Source organism: Nonomuraea sp. 3N208 (assembly GCF_052245935.1).
In the GTDB taxonomy this organism is placed as follows: Bacteria; Actinomycetota; Actinomycetes; order Streptosporangiales; family Streptosporangiaceae; genus Nonomuraea.
In genome coordinates, this window is sequence record NZ_JBQQBR010000030.1 from 1 (window position 1) to 23,228 (window position 23,228).

General features: G+C 69.5%; 24 protein-coding genes. 8 read left to right on the top strand and 16 right to left on the bottom strand.

All coding sequences use genetic code 11. The annotated features are described in order from the left end of the window. The coding region (locus ACTWPT_RS37875) for a DUF4267 domain-containing protein (RefSeq protein ID WP_443182329.1) at window positions 1–263 on the top strand (263 nt) is incomplete at its 5' end. 294 nt (window positions 264–557) lie between these two features. Here ACTWPT_RS37875 and ACTWPT_RS37880 read toward each other — a convergent pair. Continuing rightward, window positions 558–1,670, bottom strand: coding sequence for a sensor histidine kinase (locus tag ACTWPT_RS37880; RefSeq protein ID WP_443182330.1), 1,113 nt, complete (start codon window positions 1,668–1,670; stop codon window positions 558–560). After that, window positions 1,667–2,329, bottom strand: a complete 663-nt coding sequence (locus tag ACTWPT_RS37885) for a response regulator transcription factor (protein WP_443182331.1) — start codon at window positions 2,327–2,329, stop codon at window positions 1,667–1,669. The genes ACTWPT_RS37880 and ACTWPT_RS37885 overlap by 4 nt, the downstream gene beginning before the upstream one ends. A gap of 151 nt (window positions 2,330–2,480) precedes the next feature. Between ACTWPT_RS37885 and ACTWPT_RS37890 the strand changes: the two genes are divergently transcribed. After that, window positions 2,481–4,019, top strand: a complete 1,539-nt coding sequence (locus ACTWPT_RS37890) for a hypothetical protein (RefSeq protein ID WP_443182332.1) — start codon at window positions 2,481–2,483, stop codon at window positions 4,017–4,019. 338 nt (window positions 4,020–4,357) lie between these two features. Here the strand turns inward: ACTWPT_RS37890 and ACTWPT_RS37895 are convergent, their stop codons facing one another. Next, entirely contained in the window at window positions 4,358–4,759 is a 402-nt protein-coding gene (locus ACTWPT_RS37895; protein ID WP_443182333.1) for a cupin, read from the bottom strand. Continuing rightward, complete coding sequence (locus ACTWPT_RS37900) at window positions 4,756–5,280, bottom strand: YbhB/YbcL family Raf kinase inhibitor-like protein (RefSeq protein ID WP_443182334.1); 525 nt, start codon at window positions 5,278–5,280, stop codon at window positions 4,756–4,758. The genes ACTWPT_RS37895 and ACTWPT_RS37900 overlap by 4 nt, the downstream gene beginning before the upstream one ends. A gap of 139 nt (window positions 5,281–5,419) precedes the next feature. Here ACTWPT_RS37900 and ACTWPT_RS37905 point away from each other — a divergent pair, with 139 nt between their 5' ends. Together ACTWPT_RS37905 and ACTWPT_RS37910 are read left to right on the top strand one after the other, a co-directional pair. Further along, window positions 5,420–6,112: a GntR family transcriptional regulator gene (locus ACTWPT_RS37905; RefSeq protein ID WP_443182335.1), complete on the top strand. Its 693-nt coding sequence runs from the start codon at window positions 5,420–5,422 to the stop codon at window positions 6,110–6,112. Window positions 6,113–6,286: 174 nt separating this feature from the next. Continuing rightward, complete coding sequence (locus tag ACTWPT_RS37910; protein WP_443182336.1) at window positions 6,287–6,976, top strand: recombinase family protein; 690 nt, start codon at window positions 6,287–6,289, stop codon at window positions 6,974–6,976. Between the two features lie 63 nt (window positions 6,977–7,039). On the opposite strand, the gene ACTWPT_RS37915 is transcribed toward ACTWPT_RS37910, so the two are convergent. Beyond that, entirely contained in the window at window positions 7,040–7,441 is a 402-nt protein-coding gene (locus tag ACTWPT_RS37915; RefSeq protein WP_443182337.1) for a winged helix-turn-helix transcriptional regulator, read from the bottom strand. A 105-nt stretch (window positions 7,442–7,546) separates the two neighbouring features. On the opposite strand from ACTWPT_RS37915, the gene ACTWPT_RS37920 reads away from it, so the two are divergent. The 3 genes from ACTWPT_RS37920 (at window position 7,547) to ACTWPT_RS37930 (ending at window position 9,633) form a co-directional block, all read left to right on the top strand. Next, window positions 7,547–8,272 (top strand): DsbA family oxidoreductase, encoded by a 726-nt coding sequence (locus tag ACTWPT_RS37920; protein ID WP_443182338.1) that lies wholly within the window; start codon window positions 7,547–7,549, stop codon window positions 8,270–8,272. A gap of 79 nt (window positions 8,273–8,351) precedes the next feature. Then, a complete protein-coding gene (locus ACTWPT_RS37925) occupies window positions 8,352–9,032 on the top strand; it encodes an SDR family NAD(P)-dependent oxidoreductase (RefSeq protein ID WP_443182339.1) in 681 nt (226 codons plus the stop codon). Between the two features lie 298 nt (window positions 9,033–9,330). Further along, complete coding sequence (locus ACTWPT_RS37930) at window positions 9,331–9,633, top strand: hypothetical protein (protein WP_443182340.1); 303 nt, start codon at window positions 9,331–9,333, stop codon at window positions 9,631–9,633. 281 nt (window positions 9,634–9,914) lie between these two features. Here the strand turns inward: ACTWPT_RS37930 and ACTWPT_RS37935 are convergent, their stop codons facing one another. The 11 genes from ACTWPT_RS37935 to ACTWPT_RS37985 form a co-directional block, all read right to left on the bottom strand. Beyond that, window positions 9,915–10,772, bottom strand: a complete 858-nt coding sequence (locus tag ACTWPT_RS37935; protein ID WP_443182341.1) for an SAM-dependent methyltransferase — start codon at window positions 10,770–10,772, stop codon at window positions 9,915–9,917. Window positions 10,773–10,795: 23 nt separating this feature from the next. Beyond that, window positions 10,796–11,053, bottom strand: a complete 258-nt coding sequence (locus tag ACTWPT_RS37940) for a hypothetical protein (RefSeq protein WP_443182342.1) — start codon at window positions 11,051–11,053, stop codon at window positions 10,796–10,798. Window positions 11,054–11,943: 890 nt separating this feature from the next. Then, entirely contained in the window at window positions 11,944–12,882 is a 939-nt protein-coding gene (locus ACTWPT_RS37945) for an aldo/keto reductase (protein WP_443182343.1), read from the bottom strand. A 49-nt stretch (window positions 12,883–12,931) separates the two neighbouring features. Further along, window positions 12,932–13,273: a winged helix-turn-helix transcriptional regulator gene (locus ACTWPT_RS37950; protein WP_443182344.1), complete on the bottom strand. Its 342-nt coding sequence runs from the start codon at window positions 13,271–13,273 to the stop codon at window positions 12,932–12,934. Window positions 13,274–13,483: 210 nt separating this feature from the next. Continuing rightward, window positions 13,484–14,632 carry an inositol-3-phosphate synthase gene (locus ACTWPT_RS37955; RefSeq protein WP_443182345.1) on the bottom strand — a complete coding sequence of 383 codons (1,149 nt, stop codon included), beginning with the start codon at window positions 14,630–14,632 and terminating at the stop codon, window positions 13,484–13,486. Window positions 14,633–14,748: 116 nt separating this feature from the next. Further along, complete coding sequence (locus ACTWPT_RS37960; protein WP_443182346.1) at window positions 14,749–15,756, bottom strand: sugar phosphate isomerase/epimerase family protein; 1,008 nt, start codon at window positions 15,754–15,756, stop codon at window positions 14,749–14,751. After that, the gene (locus tag ACTWPT_RS37965) at window positions 15,753–16,124 is read right to left on the bottom strand and encodes a Gfo/Idh/MocA family oxidoreductase (protein ID WP_443182347.1); all 372 of its coding nucleotides are present in this window, start codon (window positions 16,122–16,124) and stop codon (window positions 15,753–15,755) included. Before ACTWPT_RS37965 ends, ACTWPT_RS37960 begins: the two co-directional genes overlap by 4 nt. Then, window positions 16,121–17,182 carry a substrate-binding domain-containing protein gene (locus ACTWPT_RS37970; protein WP_443182348.1) on the bottom strand — a complete coding sequence of 354 codons (1,062 nt, stop codon included), beginning with the start codon at window positions 17,180–17,182 and terminating at the stop codon, window positions 16,121–16,123. Before ACTWPT_RS37970 ends, ACTWPT_RS37965 begins: the two co-directional genes overlap by 4 nt. A gap of 48 nt (window positions 17,183–17,230) precedes the next feature. Further along, window positions 17,231–18,241 carry an ABC transporter permease gene (locus ACTWPT_RS37975; protein WP_443182349.1) on the bottom strand — a complete coding sequence of 337 codons (1,011 nt, stop codon included), beginning with the start codon at window positions 18,239–18,241 and terminating at the stop codon, window positions 17,231–17,233. Further along, window positions 18,234–19,835 carry a sugar ABC transporter ATP-binding protein gene (locus ACTWPT_RS37980; RefSeq protein ID WP_443182350.1) on the bottom strand — a complete coding sequence of 534 codons (1,602 nt, stop codon included), beginning with the start codon at window positions 19,833–19,835 and terminating at the stop codon, window positions 18,234–18,236. Before ACTWPT_RS37980 ends, ACTWPT_RS37975 begins: the two co-directional genes overlap by 8 nt. A 328-nt stretch (window positions 19,836–20,163) precedes the next feature. After that, the gene (locus tag ACTWPT_RS37985; protein WP_443182351.1) at window positions 20,164–21,504 is read right to left on the bottom strand and encodes an ROK family protein; all 1,341 of its coding nucleotides are present in this window, start codon (window positions 21,502–21,504) and stop codon (window positions 20,164–20,166) included. A 241-nt stretch (window positions 21,505–21,745) separates the two neighbouring features. On the opposite strand from ACTWPT_RS37985, the gene ACTWPT_RS37990 reads away from it, so the two are divergent. Further along, a complete protein-coding gene (locus tag ACTWPT_RS37990; RefSeq protein ID WP_443182352.1) occupies window positions 21,746–23,023 on the top strand; it encodes an ROK family protein in 1,278 nt (425 codons plus the stop codon). Window positions 23,024–23,228: the final 205 nt, after the last annotated feature.

A 23,228-nucleotide genomic window follows, 5' to 3' on the forward strand; every position in this document is an offset into this window, starting at 1 on the left:
GCTACGGGGTTCCCGTGTCCATGAACGCGTACCTGACCGTCAAGGGCGTACGGGACATCACGGCCGGGCTCGTCGTGCTCCCGGCCCTCGTGACGGGAAACCAGCACATGCTCGGTTGGCTGATTCTCGCCAGCGTGTTCGCCCCGCTGGGCGACATGGTCGTCGTGCTCAGGAACGGGGGTCCGCGGGCGGTGGCGTTCGGCGTCCACGGCCTCACCGCCGCGGTGATGGTGGCGGTCGCGGCCATTCTCATCCTGGTGTGAGGCGTGTTTTTCTAGAGGGACGTTCTGGTACCCATGGAGGCGCCATGCCGCATAAGACTCCTCGCACCGCCATGCGCTACGTCGAACCCGGCGCCGAACCCATCGCCGCCATTACCACCCTCCTCGCCCCGCCGTACCCACTGACCAGCCCTTTTCCGCGGAGAGCAGGGGCCACTGCCCCTTTCTCCCGTACTTGGTCTGCCCCCAGAACGACCTACCCATGAGATCGTACGGAGCCCTCCACTTGAGGTCGTACCGGACACTCGCGAGCCCCTGCGCAGCCGTCCCCAGACATCAGGGATGGTTCGGATGAAATCCGTGCGCGAACCGCACGATGACGGACAGGCCCCCTTCGGGGCGTGCGCTGGTGGTGAGGGTGGCGTGGTGAGCGTCCGTGACGGCGTTGACGATGGCGAGGCCGAGGCCGTAGCCGTCACGGCGGCCATGACGATCGGGCGCCAGCTTCTGGAAGGGTTGAAAGAGTCGCTGGATCTGATTGCCGGGGATGACTGGCCCGCTGTTGGTGACCGTGAGGGCCACCTGGGCGCCGGAGGTCTGAGTGGTGATCTTTACATGCCCGTCCGGGTGGTTGTGGCGGATGGCGTTGTCGATGAGATTGGCGACGAGGCTTTCGATCAGTCTCGGGTCCCCGGTCGTTACTGCGGGCTTGAGGTGTTCAGTTAGGCCGATGCCTTTCTGCGCTGCTTGGTCGCGGCGGGTGGCGAGCACTCCTGCGACGATCCCGGCGAGGTCGAGGGTGTCCCAGCGGGTGACGCCGCGCTCGCTGGTGGCCAGGGTGAGCAGTGCTTGGACGAGTCGTTCCTGGTGTTCGCCCAGAGCGAGGGCCTCCCGGCAGACCGAGCGCAGGGCCTCGGCGTCAGCGTCGGGGTCGGCGAGGGCGACTTCAAGGAGGGTACGCAGGCCGGCGAGCGGAGTGCGCAGCTCGTGGGAGGCGTTGGCGACGAAGTGGCGTTGGGCGTCGAAGGAAGCTTGAAGGCGGGCGAACAGGTCGTCGAGGGTGTGGCCGAGTTCGGTCAGCTCGTCCGCAGGCTCGCCGAGGTCGAGGCGCCGGTGGAGGTTCCCGGCGGAGATGATTTTGGCGGTGGCGGTGATGGCGCGCAGCGGGTGCAGGAACCGGCCGGCGACGTACCAGCCGAGAGCCAGCGCGATGGGAATCAGAAGGACCAGGGCCACAGCGGATCCCGTGAGAAGTTGAGGCAGGCTGATCCCAGGCCCGGTTTCGGTGATCGCACTCGATGAGGGGCCTTTGGGGATGGCCGCATGGACGCTGGCGAGCGGGACGGCGACGAACACGAGCACCAAGAACCCGGCGGCGTAGACGCCCGCCGCGTAGGCGAGCGCCAGCCGCGTCTGCAACGACCTTCTGGCGAGCCGCCGGGTGGTCATGACGGTCCGATGCGGTAGCCGCCTTCGCGGATGGTCTCGATCACGGGCGGATCGCCGAGCTTGGCCCGCAACCGGTGCATGGTGTGCTTGACGGCACTGCTGAAGGGGTCGGCGGCCTCGTCCCACACGCGTTCGAGCAGCTCCTCAGCGGAGATGACCCGACCGGGCACGGCCAGCAGACATTCGAGCAGAGCGAACTCCCTGGGGCTCAGCTCAAGACGCCGACCGGCCCGAGACGCGATGCGGCGGGCCGGATCGAGGGTGATGTCCCCGCATGCCAGGGTCGGCGGCAGCGGCGGGGTGGCGCGGCGGGCCAAAGCACGGACGCGGGCGATGAGTTCGGCGAACGCGAACGGCTTGGGCAGGTAGTCGTCGGCACCGAGGCTGAGCCCATCGACGCGGTCCTCGATCGTGCCGGAGGCCGTCAGCATCAGCACGCGGGTCTCACAGCGGCCATGGGCCAGTCTCCGGCAGATCTCATCCCCGTGGACGCCGGGCAGGTCGCGATCGAGGATCACCACGTCGTAGCGGGTCACGGCCAGGCGGTCGAGGGCCGCCGTCCCATCCAGGACGACGTCGACGGCCATGCCCTCGCGGCGCAGCCCGGTGCCGATGGAGCGGGCGAGGACCTCGAAGTCCTCGACGACGAGGACCCTCACCGCCACTCACCGCCGGTCCTCGTGCGGGCGGGGCGGCCGAACCGGCCGCCGAGTCGAGGTGCCATGCTTCAACGATGCCAGATCCCAGGTTCCAGCCGGGTCGCAGCCGCTGCGACCGAGCTGGAACCGGGTGCCGCGTACAACCGTCGGCATGAGTTCCTTCACGCCCTACCGATCTAGCCAACGGGCCGGGCAGGATCGTTTCCCTCAGGTGCTGCACGCGGAGTGGACCAAGTTCCGCTCCGGGCTGGGCTGGATGCTCGCCATGGCGGCCTCCGTGCTGGTCACCGTGTCGCTCGGACTGCTGATCGCCGGGGGCGCCCGCACCGCCTGCGTGACCGGGAAGGGGGAGGGCCCCTGCCCCGCGCCATTGGTGGGACCTGATGGCACGGCGGTGAGCGACAGGTACTACTTCGTGCACCAGCCGCTCAAGGGGAACGGCAGCATCACCGCCCGCGTGTCGGACATGACCGGGCAGATCCGACTGCCGGACGCCATACCCGGGGTGCGCAACGTCAAGGAGGGAGTGGTGCCGTGGGCGAAGGCCGGCCTCCTGGTCAGGCAGAGCCTCAAACAGGGCACACCGTATGCCGCCGTCATGCTCACCGGCAGCCACGGCGTGCGGATGCAGTACAACTTCACCCACGACGTGCCCGGCGGTCCTCACAATGGCCCGCAGTGGCTGCGGCTGACCAGGTCGGGCGACACCATCACCGGCTACGAGTCCGACGACGGCAAGACGTGGACCGAAGTCAGCACGGTCAAGCTGACCGGGCTGCCGGAGACGGTCGAGATCGGGCTGTTCGCCACCTCACCAGGCGCCTTGTGGGAAATGGCGAAAGCCTTCGCCCAGGCCACCGCCACCTTCGACCAGATCACGCTGCAGGGCGCGAACGGTTCATGGCGGCACGACGACGTCGGCGTCTCCCTGGAGTCCGACGGCAAGACCCCGCACCACCCCGGCCGGGCCGTCGAGTCCGGCGACAAGCTCCTCGTGACCGGGAGCGGTGACATCGGGCCCGCCACGGTGGAAGGCGGCCTGCGCGCTGACCTCATGCTGATCGGCGGGGCCCTGGGCCTGATCCCGGTGCTCGTGGCGGCGGTCACGTTCTTCACCGCGGAACACCGGCGCGGGCTGATCAGGACCAACCTGCCGGCCGAGCCGCATCCAGCGCGGCTGCTGGCGGCCAAGGCCATGGTGGTCGGCGCGGTCGCGTTCGTGGCGGGGCTGGCGACCTCGGGAGCCGTGGTCCCTGTCGGCCTGGCGATATTGCGTGCCAATCAGAACCCGATTCAGCCGATCACCCTGGGTACCGAGCTCCGAGTGATCGTCGGCTACGCGGCGCTGACCGCGGCCGCCGCCGTGCTGGCCCTGGGCCTCGCCGCGCTGGTCAAGCGGGGCATCGTCGCCATCGGACTGGCCATCGCGCTGATCGTCGTGCCCTACCTGCTGGCGGCCGCGGGCCAGGCGCCATGGCTGCTGATGATCACCCCCGCCGCAGGGTTCGCGATCACGCAGAGCATCCCCACTTTCGCGCATGTGGACGTGGACCAGTCACTGCTCGGGGGCTACTACCCGCTCCCGCCATGGGCAGGCTTGACCGTGACCTGCGGGTACGCCACCCTCGCCCTCGGGGCGGCGATAGCCGTACACCGCAGGAAAACATCACGCCAGGCTCCGCTCCTCTAAAGGAACAGAAACCCGGTCCGCACGTACGGCGCGGCATACGGACTCACGACAATGCCGAAAATATGCCCGGACCTCGAGACCCGCCCACGTACACGAGCGATCATGAAGGCGCGCCGAGCAGGCGATCGCCCCGCGCGGCCGTGACCGACTGGGCCAGCGCGTCACCCCACTTCGGCGAGGAGGCGGTTATCTGGGGTTGTAAGGCACGTAGGGACGGCCACCGCACACCTCCGGGCACTTGGTCGTATTCGGAGCATCACGCGGTGGCCGTTCAAGAGCGGGTGCCGTTGGAGGGCGTCGGCCACCAGAAGGTGCGCGCCATCAGAGAGCAGGCGCCGTCAGAGGGGGTCGGCGCGTCTCTCCAAACGGCCGCCACACGGCGGAGTGATGGTCATGATGGTGCTGGGGATGTCGAGCTGGATCCGGTGCCACCGTCCGCGCGGGACGATGGCGGCGGTGCCGGCCGTCAGCCTGATCTCCTCCTCCTCTTCCTCCTGCCGTCCCGGCCGCTCCGGACGGAGGTAGAGGCGGATCTTGCCGATGATGCAGGACACGATCTCCTCGGCCTCGGTGTTCACCTGCCAGTGGTCGGCGTGGACGTCGGCACCGGTCCTGGCGTGGAACGCCTTCAGGTGCCAGCCATCGCGCCCGGCGTCCACCGGCCGGGCGCCGGCGTGGATCCTGCCGCCCCGGGACAGGTGGATGCCGGACGCGGAGAGCTCGATCGGGGTCACGGTCATGGGGTTTCGGCGGTGGCGGTCAGGACCGCGCGGCCGAGGAGGTGGCCGGCGATGGTGAAGCCGAGGTACGCGGGGGTGGCGTCGGCCGGGACGCCGATGGTCTCGGTGTCGAGGGCGTGCACCACGACGAGGTAGCGGTGCGGGCCGTGCCCCGCCGGCGGGGCCGCGCCGAGGTAACGCGCCATGCGGGCGTCGTTGGGCAGCTGGTAGGCGCCTTCGGGGAGGCCGGAGCCGGTGTCGTCGCCCGCGCCTTCGGGCAGCGCGGTGACGGTGGCGGGGATATCGGCCACGGCCCAGTGCCAGAACCCGGAGCCGGTCGGCGCGTCCGGGTCGTACACCGTGACGGCGTAGCTCTTCGTCCCCTCAGGGGCGCCGCTCCACGACAGCTGTGGGGAGATGTCCTTGCCTCCCGGGACGCCTCCGGACATCTGCTCGGCGGGCCAGGGAGCGCCGTCGGCCAGCGTGGTGCTGGTGACGGTGAAGGAGGGCACCTCGGGGAGGCGGGCAAAGGGGTTGTTCACGTCTGTTCCTTCATTGAGATGGTGAGGGTGTCAGTCGACGAGTCGGCATACGCGGACGGCACCATCGAGGGCGCCGTCCGGACATCATCGACCATAGCACGGATAATCGATTATTTGGCGAATGGTCTATCCTGAGGACATGACGCAGACGGCCGACCCATCGACGAAACAGATGCTCTCCGAGCGTGTTCACGCCCGGCTCCAGGAAGCGATCATGAGGGGCGAGTACGCCCCGGGCGAGGCGCTCAAGCCGCAGGAGCTGGCCCAGCAGCACCAGGTCAGCCTGGCCGTCGTACGCGAGGCCCTAGTGCGGCTGGTTGGCGAGGGCATCGCGGTGCGGTTGCCCAACCGCGGCTTCGCCGTCCCCGACTTCTCGGACCGGCGGTGGCAGGAGATCGCGGAGGCCCGCCGTACGATCGAGCCGGTCATGCTGCGCTTGGCGATCGAGCGCGGCGACCTCGACTGGGAGGCACGGGTGCGCGCGGCCCACCACCGCCTGACCCGCACACCGCCGTACGTGCCGGAGGAAGGCGAGTACTACAGCAGCGCGTGGTCGGAGGCACACCGCGTCTTCCACCGGACGCTGCTGGACGGGTGCGGCAACCCCGTGCTGCTGGACACGTTCGACAGGCTATGGACGGCCGGCGAGCTGGCCCGCCGCTGGTCGGCGCAGCGCACGCCCGACCGCGACGGCGCCGCGGAGCACCGCCGCCTGGAGGAGGCGGTGCTGGCCCGTGACGCCGACACCGCCACCGAGGTACTGGCCCAGCACTTGACGCTGACCGTCGCCGCCCTCACATCCGCACCTGATCAGGTCAGGCGGCGGTCGTGACCTTCCACAGGTAGCAGTTGGGGTAGCCGAAGTAGCCGATCCACTCGGCGCCGCCGCCTCCTTGACGGGGCATGACGAGCATCCGAGCGAAAAGTCCCGTTAGCGGGTGCCCTCGGCTAACTATTTGATCTTCCACTCGTCCTGTTCGCTGGGACTGCCCTACCTTCGGCGTCTATGCCGGTTGAGTTCTTGAGTGATGGCGAGGCGGCCGCGTACGGCCGCTTCTCGGGTGCTCCGTCGCAAGCGGAGCTGGAACGGTTCTTCTACCTGGACGACGCGGATCGGGCGCTGATCGCCGCGGCCGTGGGCGACACTATCCGCATCGCCGACGCCGCTCGCCTGTTCCGCTCGGTCGCCGACATCCTCGCCCTGCGCCCGGTGCTCATCCGCCGCGGCCTGCACCTACGCGTCGAATCCGGGCTGCTGTCCGGCATCGACCTGGCCAGCGACGATCCCGGAACCAAGATGATGGTCTCCGTCCTGGCCGCCGTGCTTGAGTTCCAGCGCGACATGATCAGCGAGAACACCCGCGAGGGCGTTGCCGCCGCCATGGCCGACTGCAAGACCCTCGGCCGCCCCGCCGCCATCGACCAGAACAAGGCCGCCACCGTCGTGGAGGCCTACCGTCAGGGTGCCGCCGTCAAGGCCCTGGCCCGCAAGTACCAGGTTGCCCCCAAGACCATCCGCCGCGTCCTGGACGCCGCCGGTGCCCGCGCTCTGCCCGACCGACTCGCCATCGCTCCACCGCGCAGCGCTGGAGCAAAGCGTTGCCCTCGTCGACGGCACCGACCCGGCCGCGCGCAAGGCCTACCGGTTGTACGCCACCCGCATCACCTCTGCCGAACGGCAGCCACCACCAGGTAGCTGACCCCACCATCAGGAGGATGTGCCCCATGAACACCGAAGGCACCCGAAACGGGTCGGGCATCAGGGCCTGGTGGCGGTGTGGGCCCGGTGTTCGCGGATCTGGTCGTGGTGGTCGGCGACCCAGGTGATCAGGGACGTGACGATGTGGTGGAGGCTGTGGCCCAGGGGGGTGAGGGCGTACTCCACACGCGGCGGCACCTCCGCGTAGGCGGTCCGGGTCACCAAGCCGTCCTGCTGGAGCTGGCGCACGGTAAGGGTGAGCATCCGCTGTGAGATGCCGGGGACGTCGCGCTGCAGGTCGGTGTAGCGCAGCGGGCCGGCCTCAAGTGCGGCGATCAACAGCAGGCTCCACTTATCCCCGACGCGGTCCAGTACCTGGCGGATGAAGTCCATCTGCTCGGCGGGGATGCCGGCGCACGGTCCTCGGTCTGCTGCGGCACCTGACCGGGCTGCGACGTCCATGGCGCACATTCCCTTCCGGCACGCACATCGATGTGCCTTTTGTACGGCCTTCCATACTGGTCCATCATGGCGCTACGCACAAAAAGTAGGAATTGGGGGTGCGCCATGAGAGTCGAGATATGGTCCGAGATCGCCTGCCCCTGGTGCGGCCTGGGCAGCCACCGCCTGGACCGCGCCGTGGAGCGGTTCGAGCACGGCGCCGAGGTGGAAGTGATCCACCGCTCGTTCCCGCTGAGCGACGGTTTCACCGTCGGCAGCACGATCAGTGTCCGCGAGGCCCTGTTGCGGAGGTACGGCCTGGCCGGCGCCCGCCTGGAGGCGTCGACCCGCCAGATCGAGGCGATGGCCGAGCAGGAGGGCCTGAGCCCCTACCGGGTGCTGGACAATCAGGTCGGCAACACCCGGCTCGCCCACGAGTTCCTCGCCCACGCCTCGGCGGAGGGCAAGAACCGCGTCGCGTGGAACGCGATCTTCCGGGCCTACTTCGGCCAGGCTCGGCCCGTCTTCGACCTCGACGATCTCCTCGGCCTGGCCGACGAGATCGGCCTGGAACGCGAGAAGACCCGGCGCGTGCTCACCGAGGGCCGCTTCGGGCAGCAGGTCCAGGACGACATGGAGACGGCGCAGCGTCTGGGGGCCACCGGCACGCCGTACATCGTGGTCGACGGCCGATACGCCCTTCCTGGAGCGCAGGACACCGACACCCTGCTCGGCATCCTGCACCAGGTCTGGGACGAGACCCACCCGACCGTTCTCGTCGCCGACAACGACGCGGCGATCTGCGGCCAGGACGGCTGCGCGGTTCCCGCCGACCACGTCGCCCACGCCTGATCTAGACACCTGATCCACACGCCAGCCGGGCGTCCGATCTCCGCATGTCCCGGCGGTCACAACACGAAAGAGATCTCACGTGCCCACTCTCGCCATCGTCGGCGCCGGCCCCGGCATGGGCCTGGCCATCGCCCGCACCTTCGGCAGTCGCGGCTTCGACGTCGCTCTGATCGCCCGTACCAAGGAGAAGCTGGAAACGCTGGTCGCCCAGCTCGGCCAGGAAGGCATCACGGCCGCCGCGTTCCCCGCCGACATCCTCGACCGCCCCTCATTGACCGATGCCCTGGACGCGGCCAAGGCCCGCTTCGGCGGCATCGACGTACTGGAGTACTCTCCGGCCCCGCACTCCCCCGTGCCCGGCCTCACCCTGGCCGCTCCCTCGGAGGTCACGGTGGACAATCTGCAGCCGCAGATCGAGTACAACTTCTACGGCGCCGTCACGGCGGCCCAGGCGGTACTGCCCGCCATGCGGGAGGCCGGTGCCGGGACCCTGCTGTTCACCACCGGCGGCGGATCCGTGGACCCGGTGCCGATGTTCGGCAACGTCAACGCGGCCGCAGCAGCTCTGCGCAACTGGGTGATCAACCTGAACAAGGAACTGGCCGGCAGCGGCGTGCACGCCGCGCACGTGGCGATCAACGTCTGGATCGGCGAGGGCGGCCCGGCAGGCAGCCCGACGGCCACGCCCGAGAAGATCGCCCCCCTGTACTGGGACCTGCACGAAAACCGCGACCGCTCCGAGGCCATCTTCAACGCCTGACCGGCCGGCCCGGCCCGCTCCCGGGAGGGGTCATTCGCCCGCAAGCAGTCCGGCAGGAGAACACCAGCCTGCTCACCCAGATGATCGCCGACCTGGAAGCCCGGCTTGCCGAGCCGGCGTCAGGTTGACGCAGTCTCCGAACCCGCCGGCCTCAACGACCCAGCCAGGAGCCCATCATGACCACGCTCGAACGCACCCTTGCCAAAGCCCTCACGGAGATCGTCATCAGGCTTGATCTCAGCGAGGATGACGTCATCGCGCCCGGGGGCCGCGATGCTCGCCGCTGCTCAGCCTGCTGGTGCTGTGCTACGTCGCCGGCATCACCTCCTTCGCCGCCAGCTCCATCGCGGTGTTCGCGACCGTCATGCCCCTCCTGCCGCCACTGGTGGCCGCCGGCGTCTCCCCGGTCGGCGGCGTGCTCGCCCTGGCCCTGGCTTCGGTGCTGGTCGACCTCAACCCGCTCGGCATCACCGGCGGCCTCATCCTCGGCGCCGCCGAGCCCTCGGCCAGATCCCGCCTGTTCCGCCAGCTGCTCATCTACGGCCTGATCTCGATCGTCGTCGCACCCGTCCTGACCTGGGCCGCCTTCGGCTGGTGGTGAACCGGCAGGGTCAGAAGGCAGGCGTACGGGCCTTCAGAAGGCGTAAGGGCCGAAGCGGCGTCTTGCTGGAGTCGTCAGGAGACGGTGGCTGCGCTCCGGGATAGGCCCGACAACGAACGCGTAAGGCGATCGCACCTGGGTTTCTGAGCCTGACTCCACCTTGTTAACGCTAACACTCGATGGGGCTCTTTCGGTGTGACCTCCGGGCGCTTCTGCGCGACCGGGAGCTCACATCGTCCGGGGGTGGGATGGCGTGTGGACCCGGCGGCCCACGCGCCGCTTCAAGGTTTGATCGCGAGGCCGCCGTAGGCCCAGGCGTGGCCGCCGGGGATGGGTTCCTGGTATTCGGTGGGGTCCGGTCGCCACTCCACCACCTCGACGAGGCCCGGCTCGACCAGGTGCCAGCCCTCGAAGAAGCGCAGCGTCTCGTCGTGGGTGCGGGGCACCATGGGGGCGGTGCTGTTGTCGTAGGGCTTGGTGAAGTCCTCGCGGCGCACCTTTGGGGCGAAGTCGAGTGTGATGTGCGACAGCAGCAGGTGACTCCCGCTGGGCACGGCGGCCTTGAGCCGATCGACCAGTCCGTACGGATCTTCCTCGTCGGTGATGAAATGCAAGACCCCGGCCAGGATGACGGCCACCGGGCGGGTGAAGTCCATCACGTGCTGGATCTCAGGGTTGGAGAGTATCTCCTCGGGTTGCCGCAGGTCCGCCTCGACCATGGCGGTCATTCCGGCTGGGTCGCCGGCCAGCAGGGCACGGCCGTGCACCAAAACGATCGGGTCATTGTCTACATAGGCCACCCGGACCTCGGGATTGACCTCTTGGGCGATCTCGTGGGTGTTGTCCTGGGTGGGGATCCCCGTTCCGATGTCGAGGAACTGGGTGATGCCCGCCTCGGCGGCCAGGTAGCGCACCGCCCGGCCGAGGAAGGCGCGATGCGCGCGCACGCCCTCACGCGTGCCCGGCGACACCTCGATGAGCGCCTCGGCAGCCGCGCGATCGGACGCAAAGTGGTCCTTGCCCGCCAGTAGATAGTCGTATATCCGAGCTGGATGGGGAATATGAGGATTGATCTTTATGGCGGGATCCTGTGCGTATGCGGGGTCTAATGGGTCCGTCCCGCTGTCGCTGTATGTCATCTTCTCTCCCTTATAGTCGGCAATTACCGCCGAAGGTTGCCCATTTCGTTGTCCGGTCCGGGACCATCGCGCAGGCCGCTCGCGAAGTCGCACAGCAGCCGCCACTGGTCTGCAAGGCCGTGCGGCACCGGCCCGATCGGATCCTTGAAGAAGAATGCCAGCTCGGGCAGCGTGTCCGCGCGGCCTGCGTCATACGCGGCGGCGGCCAGCCGGGCCAGGTCGAGTATCAGCAGCGCGGCGAGCGCGGAGTCGCATCCGTGCCGGGTGAAGGCCATGCGCATGCGGCGGCCGAGAAAGCCCTCGAAGGCGACCAGGTCCCAGGCCGCCCGGCTCCGCCAGGTTCGCGCCGTCGCCTCCGCCCAGTAGGTTCGTCCCCGACCAGGTCCGCACTCGCAGGTTCCGCATCGCGACTCCGGTAGTCATAGGGCTCCCAAGGTTCAGTCGGAGGGGAAAGACGGCGTCGAAAGAGGCGGCGGGCGGAACGATCACCAACGCCGTGGATTGACGATTTCTGCGTCGCGAGGACATTCCCGACATGGTGCTTCTCCTGAACGATGATGGGTCCCGCCCGGCCCGGGCGAGTCGATCGGCACCTCCGTGGCGGAGCGGGGTCGGCGACGACGGCGCGCCGCGGCCTCGCCTCATGGGCGGACGGGAGCTCTCCTGCCGGCCTCCGAAGCGCTCATCATCGAGCACGGACATGGGATGTCTTTTTACGGCCAAACCTGTGCCAGTGTCCAGGGGCTTCCGGAGAATACGCGAAACGAAGTGTTTCAGGCGGTGGCCACGCGGTCCCCAGTTGAACTCGCCGCTCCTTGAAAGAGATGGGTACATCCCATGTCTCTCTGGCGCGCCCCACTGAAAGTTTCATGCCAGATGCGCCCGCGGTTCTCATACCCTCTTCGCCCAGAGAAGCCCTTTGCGGCCTAATCCTGTCGGTCTCGCGGTCACCGTTGACGGCTGCGGCATGCAGGACCGACGTTCGGGCCGAACCGATTCGATTGTTGAATCGGGCCACTAGCACAGCGGCACTGGCAACAGCGCGCAGGGGCACCAGGGAAGAATCATGCGATTCCGCGCCAATAGCTGATCTTGGTCTGCGGAGGCGTCCCTGCCGGTGAGCAGGGCGCGCAGATCATCGGCAGCGATGGCGTGTTTGTCGATGATGCTGCTACGTCCAGGAGCTGGCCTTGTCCAGCAGGGTGACTTCGTCGGTGGTGAGCCGTAGCGTCAGGAACGGGAGCAGGTCAGCCAGCTGGCCCGGGTTGCGGGCGCCAGCCAGAGGGGTGGCCACGGTGGGCTGGGCGGCCAGCCAGGCGAGCGCGACAGCGGCGATCGGGGTCTGGTGCGCGGCGGCCACCTCGTCCAGGGCCACCAGCACAGCGGGACCGTTGCCCTCGAGGTGAGCGCGTGCCCGGTCGGCACGGGGGCTGTTCACGTGCAGACCGCCGGGGCGGTACTTCCCGGTGAGGAACCCGCGTGCCAGCGCGACATAAGGCAGGCAGGCCAGCCCAGTCCGGGTGACAGTGAGCGCCAGATCCCGTTCATAGCCTTCGCGCTGCACCAGGTTGTACTCCGCTTGCAGGGCGACGTACGGCGCCAGCCCGTCGCGTGCCGAGATTTCCAATGCCGCTGACAGCCGGTTCGCGGTGATGTTGGACGCCGCGATGTGCCGGACCAGGCCGGCCCGCACCAGTGCGTCGAACGCACCAAGTGTTTCGGCAAGCGGAGTGCCGGGGTCGTCCACGTGCGCGTAGTAGAGGTCGATGTGGTCGGTCCCCAGCCGTCGCAGCGAATCCTCGGCGCCGCGCCGGATCGTCTGCGGCGCCAGGTTGTCCAGGCCCGGCAAGGCGCCCACCTTGGTTGCGATCACCATCTGGTCCCGGTTGCCGCGGGCCTTCATCCAGCGGCCGATGATCCTCTCCGATTCGCCGCCGCTTCCGCCAGGTATCCAGTGGCTGTACATGTCGGCGGTGTCGATGAAGTTGCCGCCCGCCTCGGTGTAGGCGTCCAGTACGGCGAATGAGGCGTCCTCGTCGGCGGTCCAGCCGAAGGCGTTGCCCCCCAGACACAGCGGGGACACTTCCAGGTCACTGCTTCCGATCTTCATGGTGGCAACGTTAGGGAGCCGTGGGGAACCGTATGGTTCTCCACGGAGGTCAGCCGCTGTCGGCGTCTCCGAGTTCGGCCGCGTGCTCCTCGGCCCACCGGGCGAGCACGGAGACCGGCCCGAGCAGGCTCTCGCCGAGGGGAGTCAGACGGTACTCCACGCCGGCTGGCGCGGTGCGAAGGGCTCGCCGCTCCACGAGGTTGCCGCGCTCCAGTTTGCGCAGAGTCTGGGTCAGCATCTTGTTACTGATTCCGCCGATCCGGTCGCGCAGTTCGGTATAGCGCAGCGGACCGCGCCCCAGCCCGAACACGACGACGACAGACCAGGTGTCGGCCACCAGATTCAAGGTGGTACGGGCTGGGCAGTCGGCCAGGAACACGTCGGATCTCATCACACCGCCATGCGGAAAGCCGGATTCATGCTCAGCCGATCTCGGTCCACATCATTGCGGATTCCCGGCTTTGACACGTCACTCGCCTCCGCTCGCGGTATCGGTCGAGCTGGGCATCGCGTTGGCCGCCCGGTCCAGCACCCGGTAGACGGTGCCGCGGCCGGCGCCCGGACCAGCTCGATCAGATCGCGGAGCGCCGTCATCGCGTCGTCACCGCCCCTCCCCCGAGCCGAGTGCATCCACGGCGGCCCGCAACGCCTGCCACTGCTCGGCCAGCCCGTGCGGTACCTCTCCGAGGGGATCCTTGAAGAAGAAGGCCAGTTCGGTGAGCGGGCCCGTGCGCCCGGCCCGGTGAGCGGCCGCGGTCAGCCGCGCCAGGTCCAGGACCAGCGGCGCGGCCAGAGCCGAGTCGCAGCCGTGCCAGGTGAACTCCATGCGCATGCGGGCTCCGAGGAAGCCTTCAAAGGAGATCAGGTCCCAGGCGGTCTTGAAGTCGCCGAGGTCCTCGACGAAGTCGATCCGGGTCTCACCCTGCGGGACGTAGCCGAGTGCCTCGGCGAGCACGCGTTGTTTGCTGGCGGACTTGGCCGCGTTGGCCGCCGGCTGGGCCAGGTTCGCGCCGTCGCCGCCGCCCAGCAGGTTGATCCCGGACCAGGTGCGCACCTTCAGGTTGCGCCGGGCGAACATCGGGGCGAGCACCGACTTGACCAGAGTCTCGCCGGTCTTGCCGTCGTGGCCCGCGTACGGGAGCCCCTCCCTGCTGGCCAGGGTGTCGAGGGCGGGCAGGCGGGCGCCGGTGGAGGGCGTGAATTCGACGAACGGGCAGCCGGCTCGCAGGGCGGCGTAGGCGGCCAGGGCGCTGGGCGGCAGGACGGGCTCCGGTCCGTCCAGCGCGGCCCGCAGCGCGTCGAGATCGGCGTGGGCGGGATGGGGTGGCGGCGCCGGTTCGGTGGTCGACACGTTGATCACGACGACGCGCTCCAGCCGGTGCCGCCGGCGGAAGCGGTCCAGATCAGCGCCGATGGCGTCCGCGGCCTCGGCTTGGGTGTCGTGGACCGGCAGGGGCCGGACGTCCTGCTCGACCTCGGACAGCGCGTCCCGCACGGCCTCGGCCAGCCGCGCGGGGACGACTCCCGCCTCGGCCAGGGCGGCGGCCTTCTTACCCAGGGGGATCGAGGAGATATCGTGGCCGCCGAAGACCAGGTCCCCGATGCCAGGGAGGGCGTCGCTGTGCAGTTCGGGCGACTCCAGGACGCACCCGGTCGGTTCGGCCAGGCCCGCCCGGACCGCCAGCGCCCCGAGCATGCTGGTGACCGCGACCGATCCTCGTGCTCCGATCAGCCATACTCCGGTTCTCATCTGTCTCCTCTCGCGATGGTTCGCCGGGACGGGGATGCCCACGGCGAGATGTCCACGGCGGGTCGGTTTCTGGCGGGCGGCGGCCACGACGCGGCCGCCGCCCGGCGCGTTTTGCGTTATTCGGAGGAGAAGGCGGCGTCGAAGGCGGCGGCTGGCGGGGTGATGGCGTTGAGCGAGCGGATGTAGGCGAGGGATTCCGGCGCGCCGTGCAGCCGGTCCATGCCCGCGTCCTCCCACTCGATGGAGATCGGGCCGTCGTAGCCGATGTGGTTGAGCGCCCGGAAGCACGCCTCCCACGGCACGTCGCCCCGGCCGGTGGACACGAAGTCCCAGCCGCGCCGGGGGTCGGCCCAGGCCAGATGGGAGGACAGGCGGCCGCGCCGTCCGTCGCGGGTGGCCACCCGGGCGTCCTTGCAGTCCACGTGGTAGATCCGGTCGGCGAAGTCGAGGATGAAGTTCGCCGGGTCCAGGTCCTGCCACACCATGTGCGAGGGGTCCCAGTTCAGGCCGAAGGCCGGCCGGTGTCCGATGGCCTCCAGCGTGCGCACCGTGGTGTGGTAGTCGTAGGCGATCTCGCTGGGGTGCACCTCGTGGGCGAAGCGCACACCCACCTCGTCGAAGACGTCGAGGATCGGGTTCCAGCGGTCGGCGAAGTCGGCGTACCCCGCCTCGATCATCGACGGGGGCACCGGCGGGAACATCGCCAGCGTGTGCCAGATCGACGAGCCGGTGAAGCCGACGACGGTCGTGACGCCGAGCGCGGCCGCCGCTCGGGCGGTGTTCTTGATCTCTTCGGCGGCGCGCTGCCGTACGCCTTCGGGTTCGCCGTCGCCCCAGATGCGGGCGGGCAGGATGCCCTTGTGGCGCTCGTCGATGGGATGGTCGCAGACCGCCTGGCCGACCAGGTGGTTGGAGATCGTCCACACCCCGAGGTTGTACTTGGCCAGGGTCTCCTTCTTGCGTTCGATGTAGGAGTCGTCCGCGAGGGCCTTGTCGACCTCGAAGTGGTCGCCCCAGCAGGCGATCTCCAGGCCGTCGTAGCCCCATTCAGAAGCCAGCCGGCAGACCTCTTCGAACGGAAGGTCCGCCCACTGCCCGGTGAACAACGTGACCGGTCTCGTCATGAATCCTCCACAGTCGTGAAGCGGCTGCCCTCAGCCGCGCTCTGCTCGACGGCCTCCGGCATCCGCTGCACCCGCAGACCGTCCTCGAGGGACGCGACGGCGATCTCGGCGTGTGAGTCGCCGGGCGTGCAGATGTCGATGATCTGCACGTCGTCGCGGTCGAGGAGGCGCTTCCAGTCGGTCTCCGCGTGGGCCCACCCCAGCTTCCCAGCCGCGTGCGCGGTCGCCTCGGCGGATCTGCCCGCCACGGCCACCATCGCGGGTTTGACCGGCAGGTCGAAGAACGCGTCCACGCTGCGCCACGCCTGGGAGTGGGCACGGCCCATGAACGCGTAGCCGACCATGCCGATCCCGATGACGGGGCTCATGACTCGAACCCGAGGGGCAGGTACTGGGCGGCGTTGTCCTTGGTGATGGTCTCCGAGGCCAGGGTGATCGACTGCGGGACCTGCTGCTCCAGCAGGTCGCTCATGCCCTTGCCCTGAGCGATCAGCCGGGCGATCTTGATCGCCGAGGCGGCCATGGTCGGAGGATAGGTGACGGTGGCCTTCAGCACGCCGCTGTCGGCCTGGATGTCACGCATCGCGTTGGCCGAGCCCGCGCCGCCGACCATGAAGAACTCGTCCCGGCCGGCCTCCTTGATCGCGGCCAGCACGCCGATGCCCTGGTCGTCGTCGTGGTTCCAGATCGCGTCGATCTTCTTGTGCGCCTGCAGCAGGTTGCTGGCCACCTGCGTGCCGGACTCCACCGTGAACTTGGCGTCCTGTTGCGCGGTCACGGCGAAACCGTACGTCTTCAAGGCGTCGGCGAAGCCCTTGCTGCGGTCCTGGGTCAGCGGCAGCGTGGCGATGCCCTGAATCTCCAGGATGACCGGGTTGGAGACGCCCTTGTCCTTCAGCTTCTTCCCGATGTGGTGGCCGGCGGCCACGCCCATGCCGTAGTTGTCGCCCCCGATCCACGCCCGGTACGACAGCTTGTCCGGGAAGACGCGGTCCACGTTGACCACCGGGACGCCCGCGTCCATGGCCTGCCGGGCGACCTGGTTGAGCTGCTGGCCGTCGTTCGGCAGGATCACCAGCACGTTGACCTTCGCCTGGATCAGCGACTCCACCGCCGAGATCTGCTGGTTGATGTCGTTGGTCGGCTCGACCGGCTTGAACTCGACGTCGGAGTACTGCTTGGCCGCGTCCGCCGCGTTCTTGCTGATGGCGGCGATCCAGCCGTGGTCGGCGGCCGGGGCCGAGAAGCCGATGACGACCTTCTCGCCGGGGGCGTCGTTGCCGCTGTTCGCCGTGGGAGCGGCGGCCGGCCCGCTCGCCTGCGGGGTGGCGGCCGGCTCGTTGCTGGTGCAGGCGCTGACGAGGGCGCCCGCGCCGAGGGCGGCGCCGCTGAAGAGGAAGCCGCGCCGGGCGACGTTCTTGTCCATCTGTTCTCTCCTTGCTGAAGCCGGAAAGGTGACGATCCGGCTCTGGTGTCAGGTGTGTGTTCTGAGGCTTCGCCGCTGCAGCAGCACGGCGGCGACGATGATCGCGCCCTTGGCGACGAGCTGGTCGGCGGTGTTCAGGCCGTTCAGGATGAACAGGTTGGTGATCACAGTGAAGATCAGCAGGCCGAGGATCGACCCGATGATCGTGCCCCGGCCGCCGCTCAGCAGCGTCCCGCCGATGATCACCGCGGCGATCGCGTCCAGCTCGTACAGGTCGCCGTGCGTGGACGACCCGGTCGTGGTCCTGGCCATGATCAGCACTGCGGCGATGCCGCAGCACAACCCCGACAGGGCGTACAGCATCAGCGTGTGCCTGCGCACGTCGATGCCGGCCAGGCGGGCCGCCTCGGGGTTGCCGCCCACCGCGTAGGTGCGCCGGCCGAACGTCGTGCGGTTGAGCAGCAGCCAGCCGACCAGCACCACCAGCGCGAACACGTACACCAGCAGGGGCAGCCCGAGCACCCGCGTGGTCGACAGGCTCACGATCATCGAGTTGTCCGGCTGCACCAGCTGCGTGCGCTGGTTGGACATCCGCTGCGCCAGGCCGCGCCCCGCGACCATCATCGCCAGCGTCGCGATGAACGGCACCATCCGGCCATAGGCGATCAAGAACCCGTTCAGCAGGCCCGCGCCGGTGCCCACCAGCACCGCGCACACGATCATCACGACCGGCCCGTAGGACTGGGTCGCCAGCGTGGTCGCCCACACCGACGCCAACGCCATCAGCGCGCCCACCGACAGATCGATGCCGCCCCCGATGATCACGAACGTCATGCCGACGGTGATGACCCCGATGGTCGAGGCCAGCGCCAGGATGCTCACCAAGTTGGAGGAGGTGGCGAAGTTCTCCGGTTTCGTCACCAGTCCCACGATCGCCAGCAGGACCAGCGCCGCGACCAGCCCCAGATGCCGGACCTCGCCCAGCGGGCCGAACCGCCCGCCAGGTCCCGCCGCCTTGATACGCGGACCGGCCGGCGCGGCCTGATCGACCTCAGTCATGGAATGCTCCTTCGGAGACGGGATGGGCAACCTCGGACCCGGGCGGCTGTCCTGCGGAGACCATCACCAGGTCGAGCACCCGGTGCTCGTCCAGGTCCTCGGCCGGCGCCTCATGGACGACCCGGCCCTCGCGGATGACCAGCACCCGGTCGGCCAGGCCGAGCACCTCGGGCACCTCGCTGGACACCAGCAGCACCCCGATGCCGTCGTCGGCCAGCTTGCGCACCAGCGCGTACAGCTCGGCGCGGGCGCCGACGTCCACACCGCGGGTGGGCTCGTCCAGCAACAGCAGCTTGCGGTCCTCGGCAGCCAGCCAGCGTCCCAGCACCGCCTTCTGCTGGTTGCCGCCCGACAGGGTCCTGATCGGCCGGCGCGGATCGGGCGGACGGATGTCCAGCGCCTCCGACAGCCGTTGAGCCTCGGCGAACTCGGTCCGGCGGTCGAGCCAGCCCAGCCACCTCGGCTTGGTGTAGCGGCTCAGGCTCGCCAGCGTGATGTTCTGCGCGACGGAGTGGTCCAGCAGCAACGCCTGTGCCTTGCGCTCCTCGGGGGCCAGGCCCATGCCCATCCGCACCGCGCGGGTCGTGCTGCCCGGCCGCACTGTCTTCCCGTCGAGCACGACCCGGCCGCCGGCTCGCCGCGCGCCGTAGATCGCCTCGATGATCTCGCTGCGGCCGGAGCCGACCAGGCCGGCCAGTCCGACGATCTCCCCGGCCCGGATGCTGAACGACACGTCCGCGAACCGGCCGGGCAGTGTCAGGTTCTCCACCCGCAGCACCTCGGGCCGCCCCTCATGGGCGTCCCTGCCCGCGACCCTGCCTGGCCGGGGCGGGAAGACGTACTCGACGTTGCGGCCGGTCATCAGCGCCACGATCTGCGAGGTCGGGGTGTCCTTGGCCGCCAGCCCCACCGCGACCGTGCGCCCGTCCTTCAGCACGGTGACCCGGTCGCCGATCTCGCGGATCTCCTCCAGCCGGTGGGAGATGTAGATCACCGCCACGCCCTGGGAGGTGAGGTCGCGGATCACCCGGAACAGGTTGCCGACCTCGTCGTGGTCGAGCGCGGCCGACGGCTCGTCCATGATGATCAGCCGGGCCGAGTGCGACAGCGCCCTGGCCATGCTGACGATCTGCTTGTGCGCCGGTGACAGCCAGCCCACCTCGGTGCGGGGGCGGATCTCGCCGTGCCCCAGCCGCTGGAGCAGCTCGGCCGTCGCCCGGTCGGTCTCGGCCCGGTGGGAGAATCCGAAGGTCGCCGGCTCGTGGCCGAGGAAGATGTTCTCCGTCACGCTCAGCCCGTCCACCAGATCGAGTTCCTGGTAGATGGTGGCGATTCCGTGGCGCATCGCCGCTGTCGGCGGCGCCAGCCGTACGGGCGCGCCGTCGAGCAGCACCTCGCCCTCGTCGGGTTCGTGGGCTCCGGACAGGATCTTGATGAGCGTGGACTTCCCGGCACCGTTCTGGCCGAGCAGGCAGTGCACTTCTCCGGCTTTGACCTCCAGGTCCACGCCGTCCAGAGCGCGCACGCCGGGGAACTGCTTGACGATTCCCCGCATCACGAGCAGGGATGAGGAGCCGGATGGTGACCGCGGCACAGGGGCCTCCCTCGGTTCGGTGTGGCCGTGCCCCGCCCGCCTGACGGCGCCGGTTGGCACCACCGCGGCAGCACCGAGGTCGGCGTCAACGGTGCCGGTGCGGCTCGGACGGCCGATCAGGCGGGCGGGACGTTCTGGGTGGAAAAGAGCACTGGGCAGAAAGGCACGGCAGGGTAAGGGCACGACGGTGCCCGTCCGCGAGACGGCATACGTCATACGTCATGGCCGCGGCACGCGGAATGTGCCGAGACGGTGCGGAACGGGGCGGTCAGGCGGACGGGGTGTTCAGGGGTGGGGGCGGGTCGGGACCGCGTGGCGGGCGCGCGGGTCAGGGTGAGTGGGGCGACCAGGCCGTCGGGGTTCCCTCGATCACCCCGATGGCCGGAGACATTCGGATGGAGATGCTGGTGGGGTCGGACAGTGCTCGTTCGACGACGACTCCGGCCGCTCCGCGAGAGGCGGCGCCGAAGCCGAGGTCGGAGGCGGCGAACCGGCAGCGCTCGACGGCGTCGCTCATGCCCATGCGTGCCAGCTCCTGCTGTGCCGCGGGGATGAGCGAGTCGGCGAGCCGGGCGAAGTAGCCGCCCAGCACGATCACCCGTGGGTTGAAGAGGTTGATCAGCATGGCCGCTCCGATCCCGAGCCACCGGCCCACCTCCGCGACGGCGGCGTCGACGCGGGGATCTCCTTCGGCTCGCCGCTGCTCGATCTCGGCCAGCCGCTCCTCCGGGTCGCGGACGACCTGCGGGCCCGTGCCGTACGCGCGGTCGGGCGTGGCCATGCGGACCAGCGCGGCCAGCCCGACTTTGGTCTCCCAGCAGCCGACGCGGCCGCAGCGGCACCGCTCGCCGGACGGATCGATCATGACATGGCCGACCTCTCCCGCGAAACCGTCCGCCCCGCCCAGCAGCCGGCCGCCGGAGATGACGCCGCCGCCGACGCCCACCTCGCCGGTGAGGCAGACCAGGTCGGAGGTGCCCGCCGCGACGCCCGAGGTGTACTCGGCCAGGGCGGCGAGGTTGGCGTCGTTGTCCACCGCGATGGGGATGTCCCCCGCGATGTCCGCTTGGGACAGCCGCTCGGCCACCGCCTCCCCGCGCCAGCCGAGGTTCGGGGCGACGACGACGGTGCCGGTGGTGGTGTCGATCAGGCCGGGGACGGCCACAGTGATCCCGGCCGGCGTGACCCCGAGCCGGTCGAGGTCGGCGACGGTCCTCTCCACCATGCGGGCCAGCTCGTCCAGTGAGCGTTCGGGGCCGGAGCCCATGGCGTCGAAGCCGATGCGCCGGTCGATGAGCACTCTTCCGGCCAGGTCGGTGGCGATCGCGGCGATGTAGTCGACGTTGACCTCCACGCCCAGGGCGCCGACCCGGGAGCCATCCAGGGCGAGCGCGACACCCGGGCGGCCGACGGAGCCCTCGTACTGCGGCCCCATCTCCTTGACCAGCCCGCGCGCCTGTAACTCGTTCACCAGGCTGGTGACGGTGGCCTTGTTCAACCCGGTCGCGACAGCGACGGCCGACCGGGAGCACGGGCCGCACGCGCTCACGTGACGCAGCACGAGGGCGAGGTTGGAGCGGCGCACGGTGGCCTGGTCCGCGGGGGCTCCTGCCGATCCGCCGCGACTCGTCGAGTCGGTCGCGTGGCTGTCGGCCCGGTTGTGGTCCACGCTCCTCCTCGATTAGTGCGGATGGCTAGCCGAATTAAAGGGTGCGACTTCTGAAGACACAAGGCTGAAATCGGTTGCAAGTTGCGTAACGTTCCGATAACTGGCGCCGGTATAGCCGCTGAAGTGCACGGAGACCAGCGATGCCAACTCGTTACGAACGTGAGGGGTGCACGGCCGGACATCCGCGTGTTACAACTCCGATTAATTGATCTCGGAGACAAACAAAGGGCAGGTGGCGTGCATGACGTACAAGCCGCCCAACCGCGCTCCGGGCGGCGCGCCGCCGGCGGGTCCCGCCGCGCTGCGCCGGGCGAACCTGTCGCTGGTGCTGCGCGAACTGCGCGACCACACGTCCCTGTCCCGCGCCGACATCGCCGAGGCGACCGGGCTGCATCGGGCCACCGTCTCCAATCTCATGGCCGAGCTCCTGGAACGGCGCCTGGTACGCGAGGTCGGCGTCGAGCACGTGGGTGCGGTCGGGCGTCCCAGACGGGCGGTCGCTCTGCACGGAGCGCACGTCGGCGCCCTGGGCATGGAGATCAACGTCGACTACATCGCGGTCCACGGCACCGACCTCAGCGGCCGGGTCCTGGTCGAGCGCCGGGTCGTCTACGACGCCATGGGTAGCGGCCCGGACAGCTCCGTACGCCGGCTCGGGCTCGTGGCCAAGGAGGCCGTGGAGGCGATGCGGCGAGCCGGCGCGGTCCCCGCCGGCATCGCGGTGGCCGTCCCCGGGCTCGTGGACGTGACCCGCGGCGTCGTGACGCTCGCGCCGAACCTCTACTGGCACGAGCTGCCCCTGGCCGACCAGCTGAGCTCCGTACTCGGCCCGCTGCGCGTGCCGGTCCGGGTGGACAACGACGCGAACCTCGCCGCGCTGGCCGAATACACCTCCGGCGTCGCCGCCGGCACGCCCTACCTGGTGTACCTCACGGGCGAGGTCGGCGTCGGCGGGGGCATCATCCTGGGCGGCGAACTCCTGCGCGGAGCGGACGGATTCTCCGGTGAGGTCGGGCATCTGCAGGTGGACCCGAACGGCACCCAGTGCGGCTGTGGCCGCATCGGCTGCTGGGAGACCAAGGTCGGCCTGGCCGCGCTCGTCCGCGCGGCCATGCCGGAGCAGGCGTACGGGCTGCCCGGCATGCCGGTGCCCGACCCCGGCGAACGGGTGGCCGACATCGCCAGGGGCCTGGCCTCGGGCGACCAGCGGATGATGACGGCGGTGGCACAGGTCGGCGAGTGGCTCGGGCTCGGCGGCTCGATCCTGGCCAACCTGTTCAACCCGCGAGTGATCGTCATCGGCGGCTACTTCGCCTCGCTGGCCCAGTGGCTGCTGCCACACGCGCAGGATCAGCTGCAACGGCTCATGGTGGCCGCTCCCGCCGCCCAGTGCCGATTCGTCGCCTCCACGCTCGGCTTCGGCGCCGCCTCCCGCGGCGCCGCGAGCATGGTGGTCAGCGACATCATCGACGACCCGACGACGATCATGGATTCACCACCCAGGCCGGCACCTTACTGACGGCCCCCACAGACCTGGAGACGGCACCCTCCAGCACCCGCAATACCCGCTACCACCAAGTGGCAACAGCGCGGCGGCGCGCGCCTTGCCTGACGTCCCCCCGGTCAGGAAGGGTTTCCATGTCACCACGTCTTCGAACGTGGGCCAGGCTGCTCAACGCGGCCCTGCCAGCACGCGGACGACGCCCGAGGCGTCGAACCGCGAC

Coding starts and splice junctions, on each gene's coding strand:
- ACTWPT_RS37880 (WP_443182330.1), bottom strand. CDS start 1,670: ATGACCACCCGGCGGCTCGCCAGAAGGTCGTTGCAGACGCGGCTGGCG.
- ACTWPT_RS37890 (WP_443182332.1), top strand. CDS start 2,481: ATGAGTTCCTTCACGCCCTACCGATCTAGCCAACGGGCCGGGCAGGAT.
- ACTWPT_RS37895 (WP_443182333.1), bottom strand. CDS start 4,759: ATGACCGTGACCCCGATCGAGCTCTCCGCGTCCGGCATCCACCTGTCC.
- ACTWPT_RS37905 (WP_443182335.1), top strand. CDS start 5,420: ATGACGCAGACGGCCGACCCATCGACGAAACAGATGCTCTCCGAGCGT.
- ACTWPT_RS37910 (WP_443182336.1), top strand. CDS start 6,287: ATGCCGGTTGAGTTCTTGAGTGATGGCGAGGCGGCCGCGTACGGCCGC.
- ACTWPT_RS37915 (WP_443182337.1), bottom strand. CDS start 7,441: ATGGACGTCGCAGCCCGGTCAGGTGCCGCAGCAGACCGAGGACCGTGC.
- ACTWPT_RS37920 (WP_443182338.1), top strand. CDS start 7,547: ATGAGAGTCGAGATATGGTCCGAGATCGCCTGCCCCTGGTGCGGCCTG.
- ACTWPT_RS37935 (WP_443182341.1), bottom strand. CDS start 10,772: ATGACATACAGCGACAGCGGGACGGACCCATTAGACCCCGCATACGCA.
- ACTWPT_RS37940 (WP_443182342.1), bottom strand. CDS start 11,053: ATGCGCATGGCCTTCACCCGGCACGGATGCGACTCCGCGCTCGCCGCG.
- ACTWPT_RS37945 (WP_443182343.1), bottom strand. CDS start 12,882: ATGAAGATCGGAAGCAGTGACCTGGAAGTGTCCCCGCTGTGTCTGGGG.
- ACTWPT_RS37950 (WP_443182344.1), bottom strand. CDS start 13,273: ATGAGATCCGACGTGTTCCTGGCCGACTGCCCAGCCCGTACCACCTTG.
- ACTWPT_RS37955 (WP_443182345.1), bottom strand. CDS start 14,632: ATGAGAACCGGAGTATGGCTGATCGGAGCACGAGGATCGGTCGCGGTC.
- ACTWPT_RS37960 (WP_443182346.1), bottom strand. CDS start 15,756: ATGACGAGACCGGTCACGTTGTTCACCGGGCAGTGGGCGGACCTTCCG.
- ACTWPT_RS37965 (WP_443182347.1), bottom strand. CDS start 16,124: ATGAGCCCCGTCATCGGGATCGGCATGGTCGGCTACGCGTTCATGGGC.
- ACTWPT_RS37970 (WP_443182348.1), bottom strand. CDS start 17,182: ATGGACAAGAACGTCGCCCGGCGCGGCTTCCTCTTCAGCGGCGCCGCC.
- ACTWPT_RS37975 (WP_443182349.1), bottom strand. CDS start 18,241: ATGACTGAGGTCGATCAGGCCGCGCCGGCCGGTCCGCGTATCAAGGCG.
- ACTWPT_RS37990 (WP_443182352.1), top strand. CDS start 21,746: ATGACGTACAAGCCGCCCAACCGCGCTCCGGGCGGCGCGCCGCCGGCG.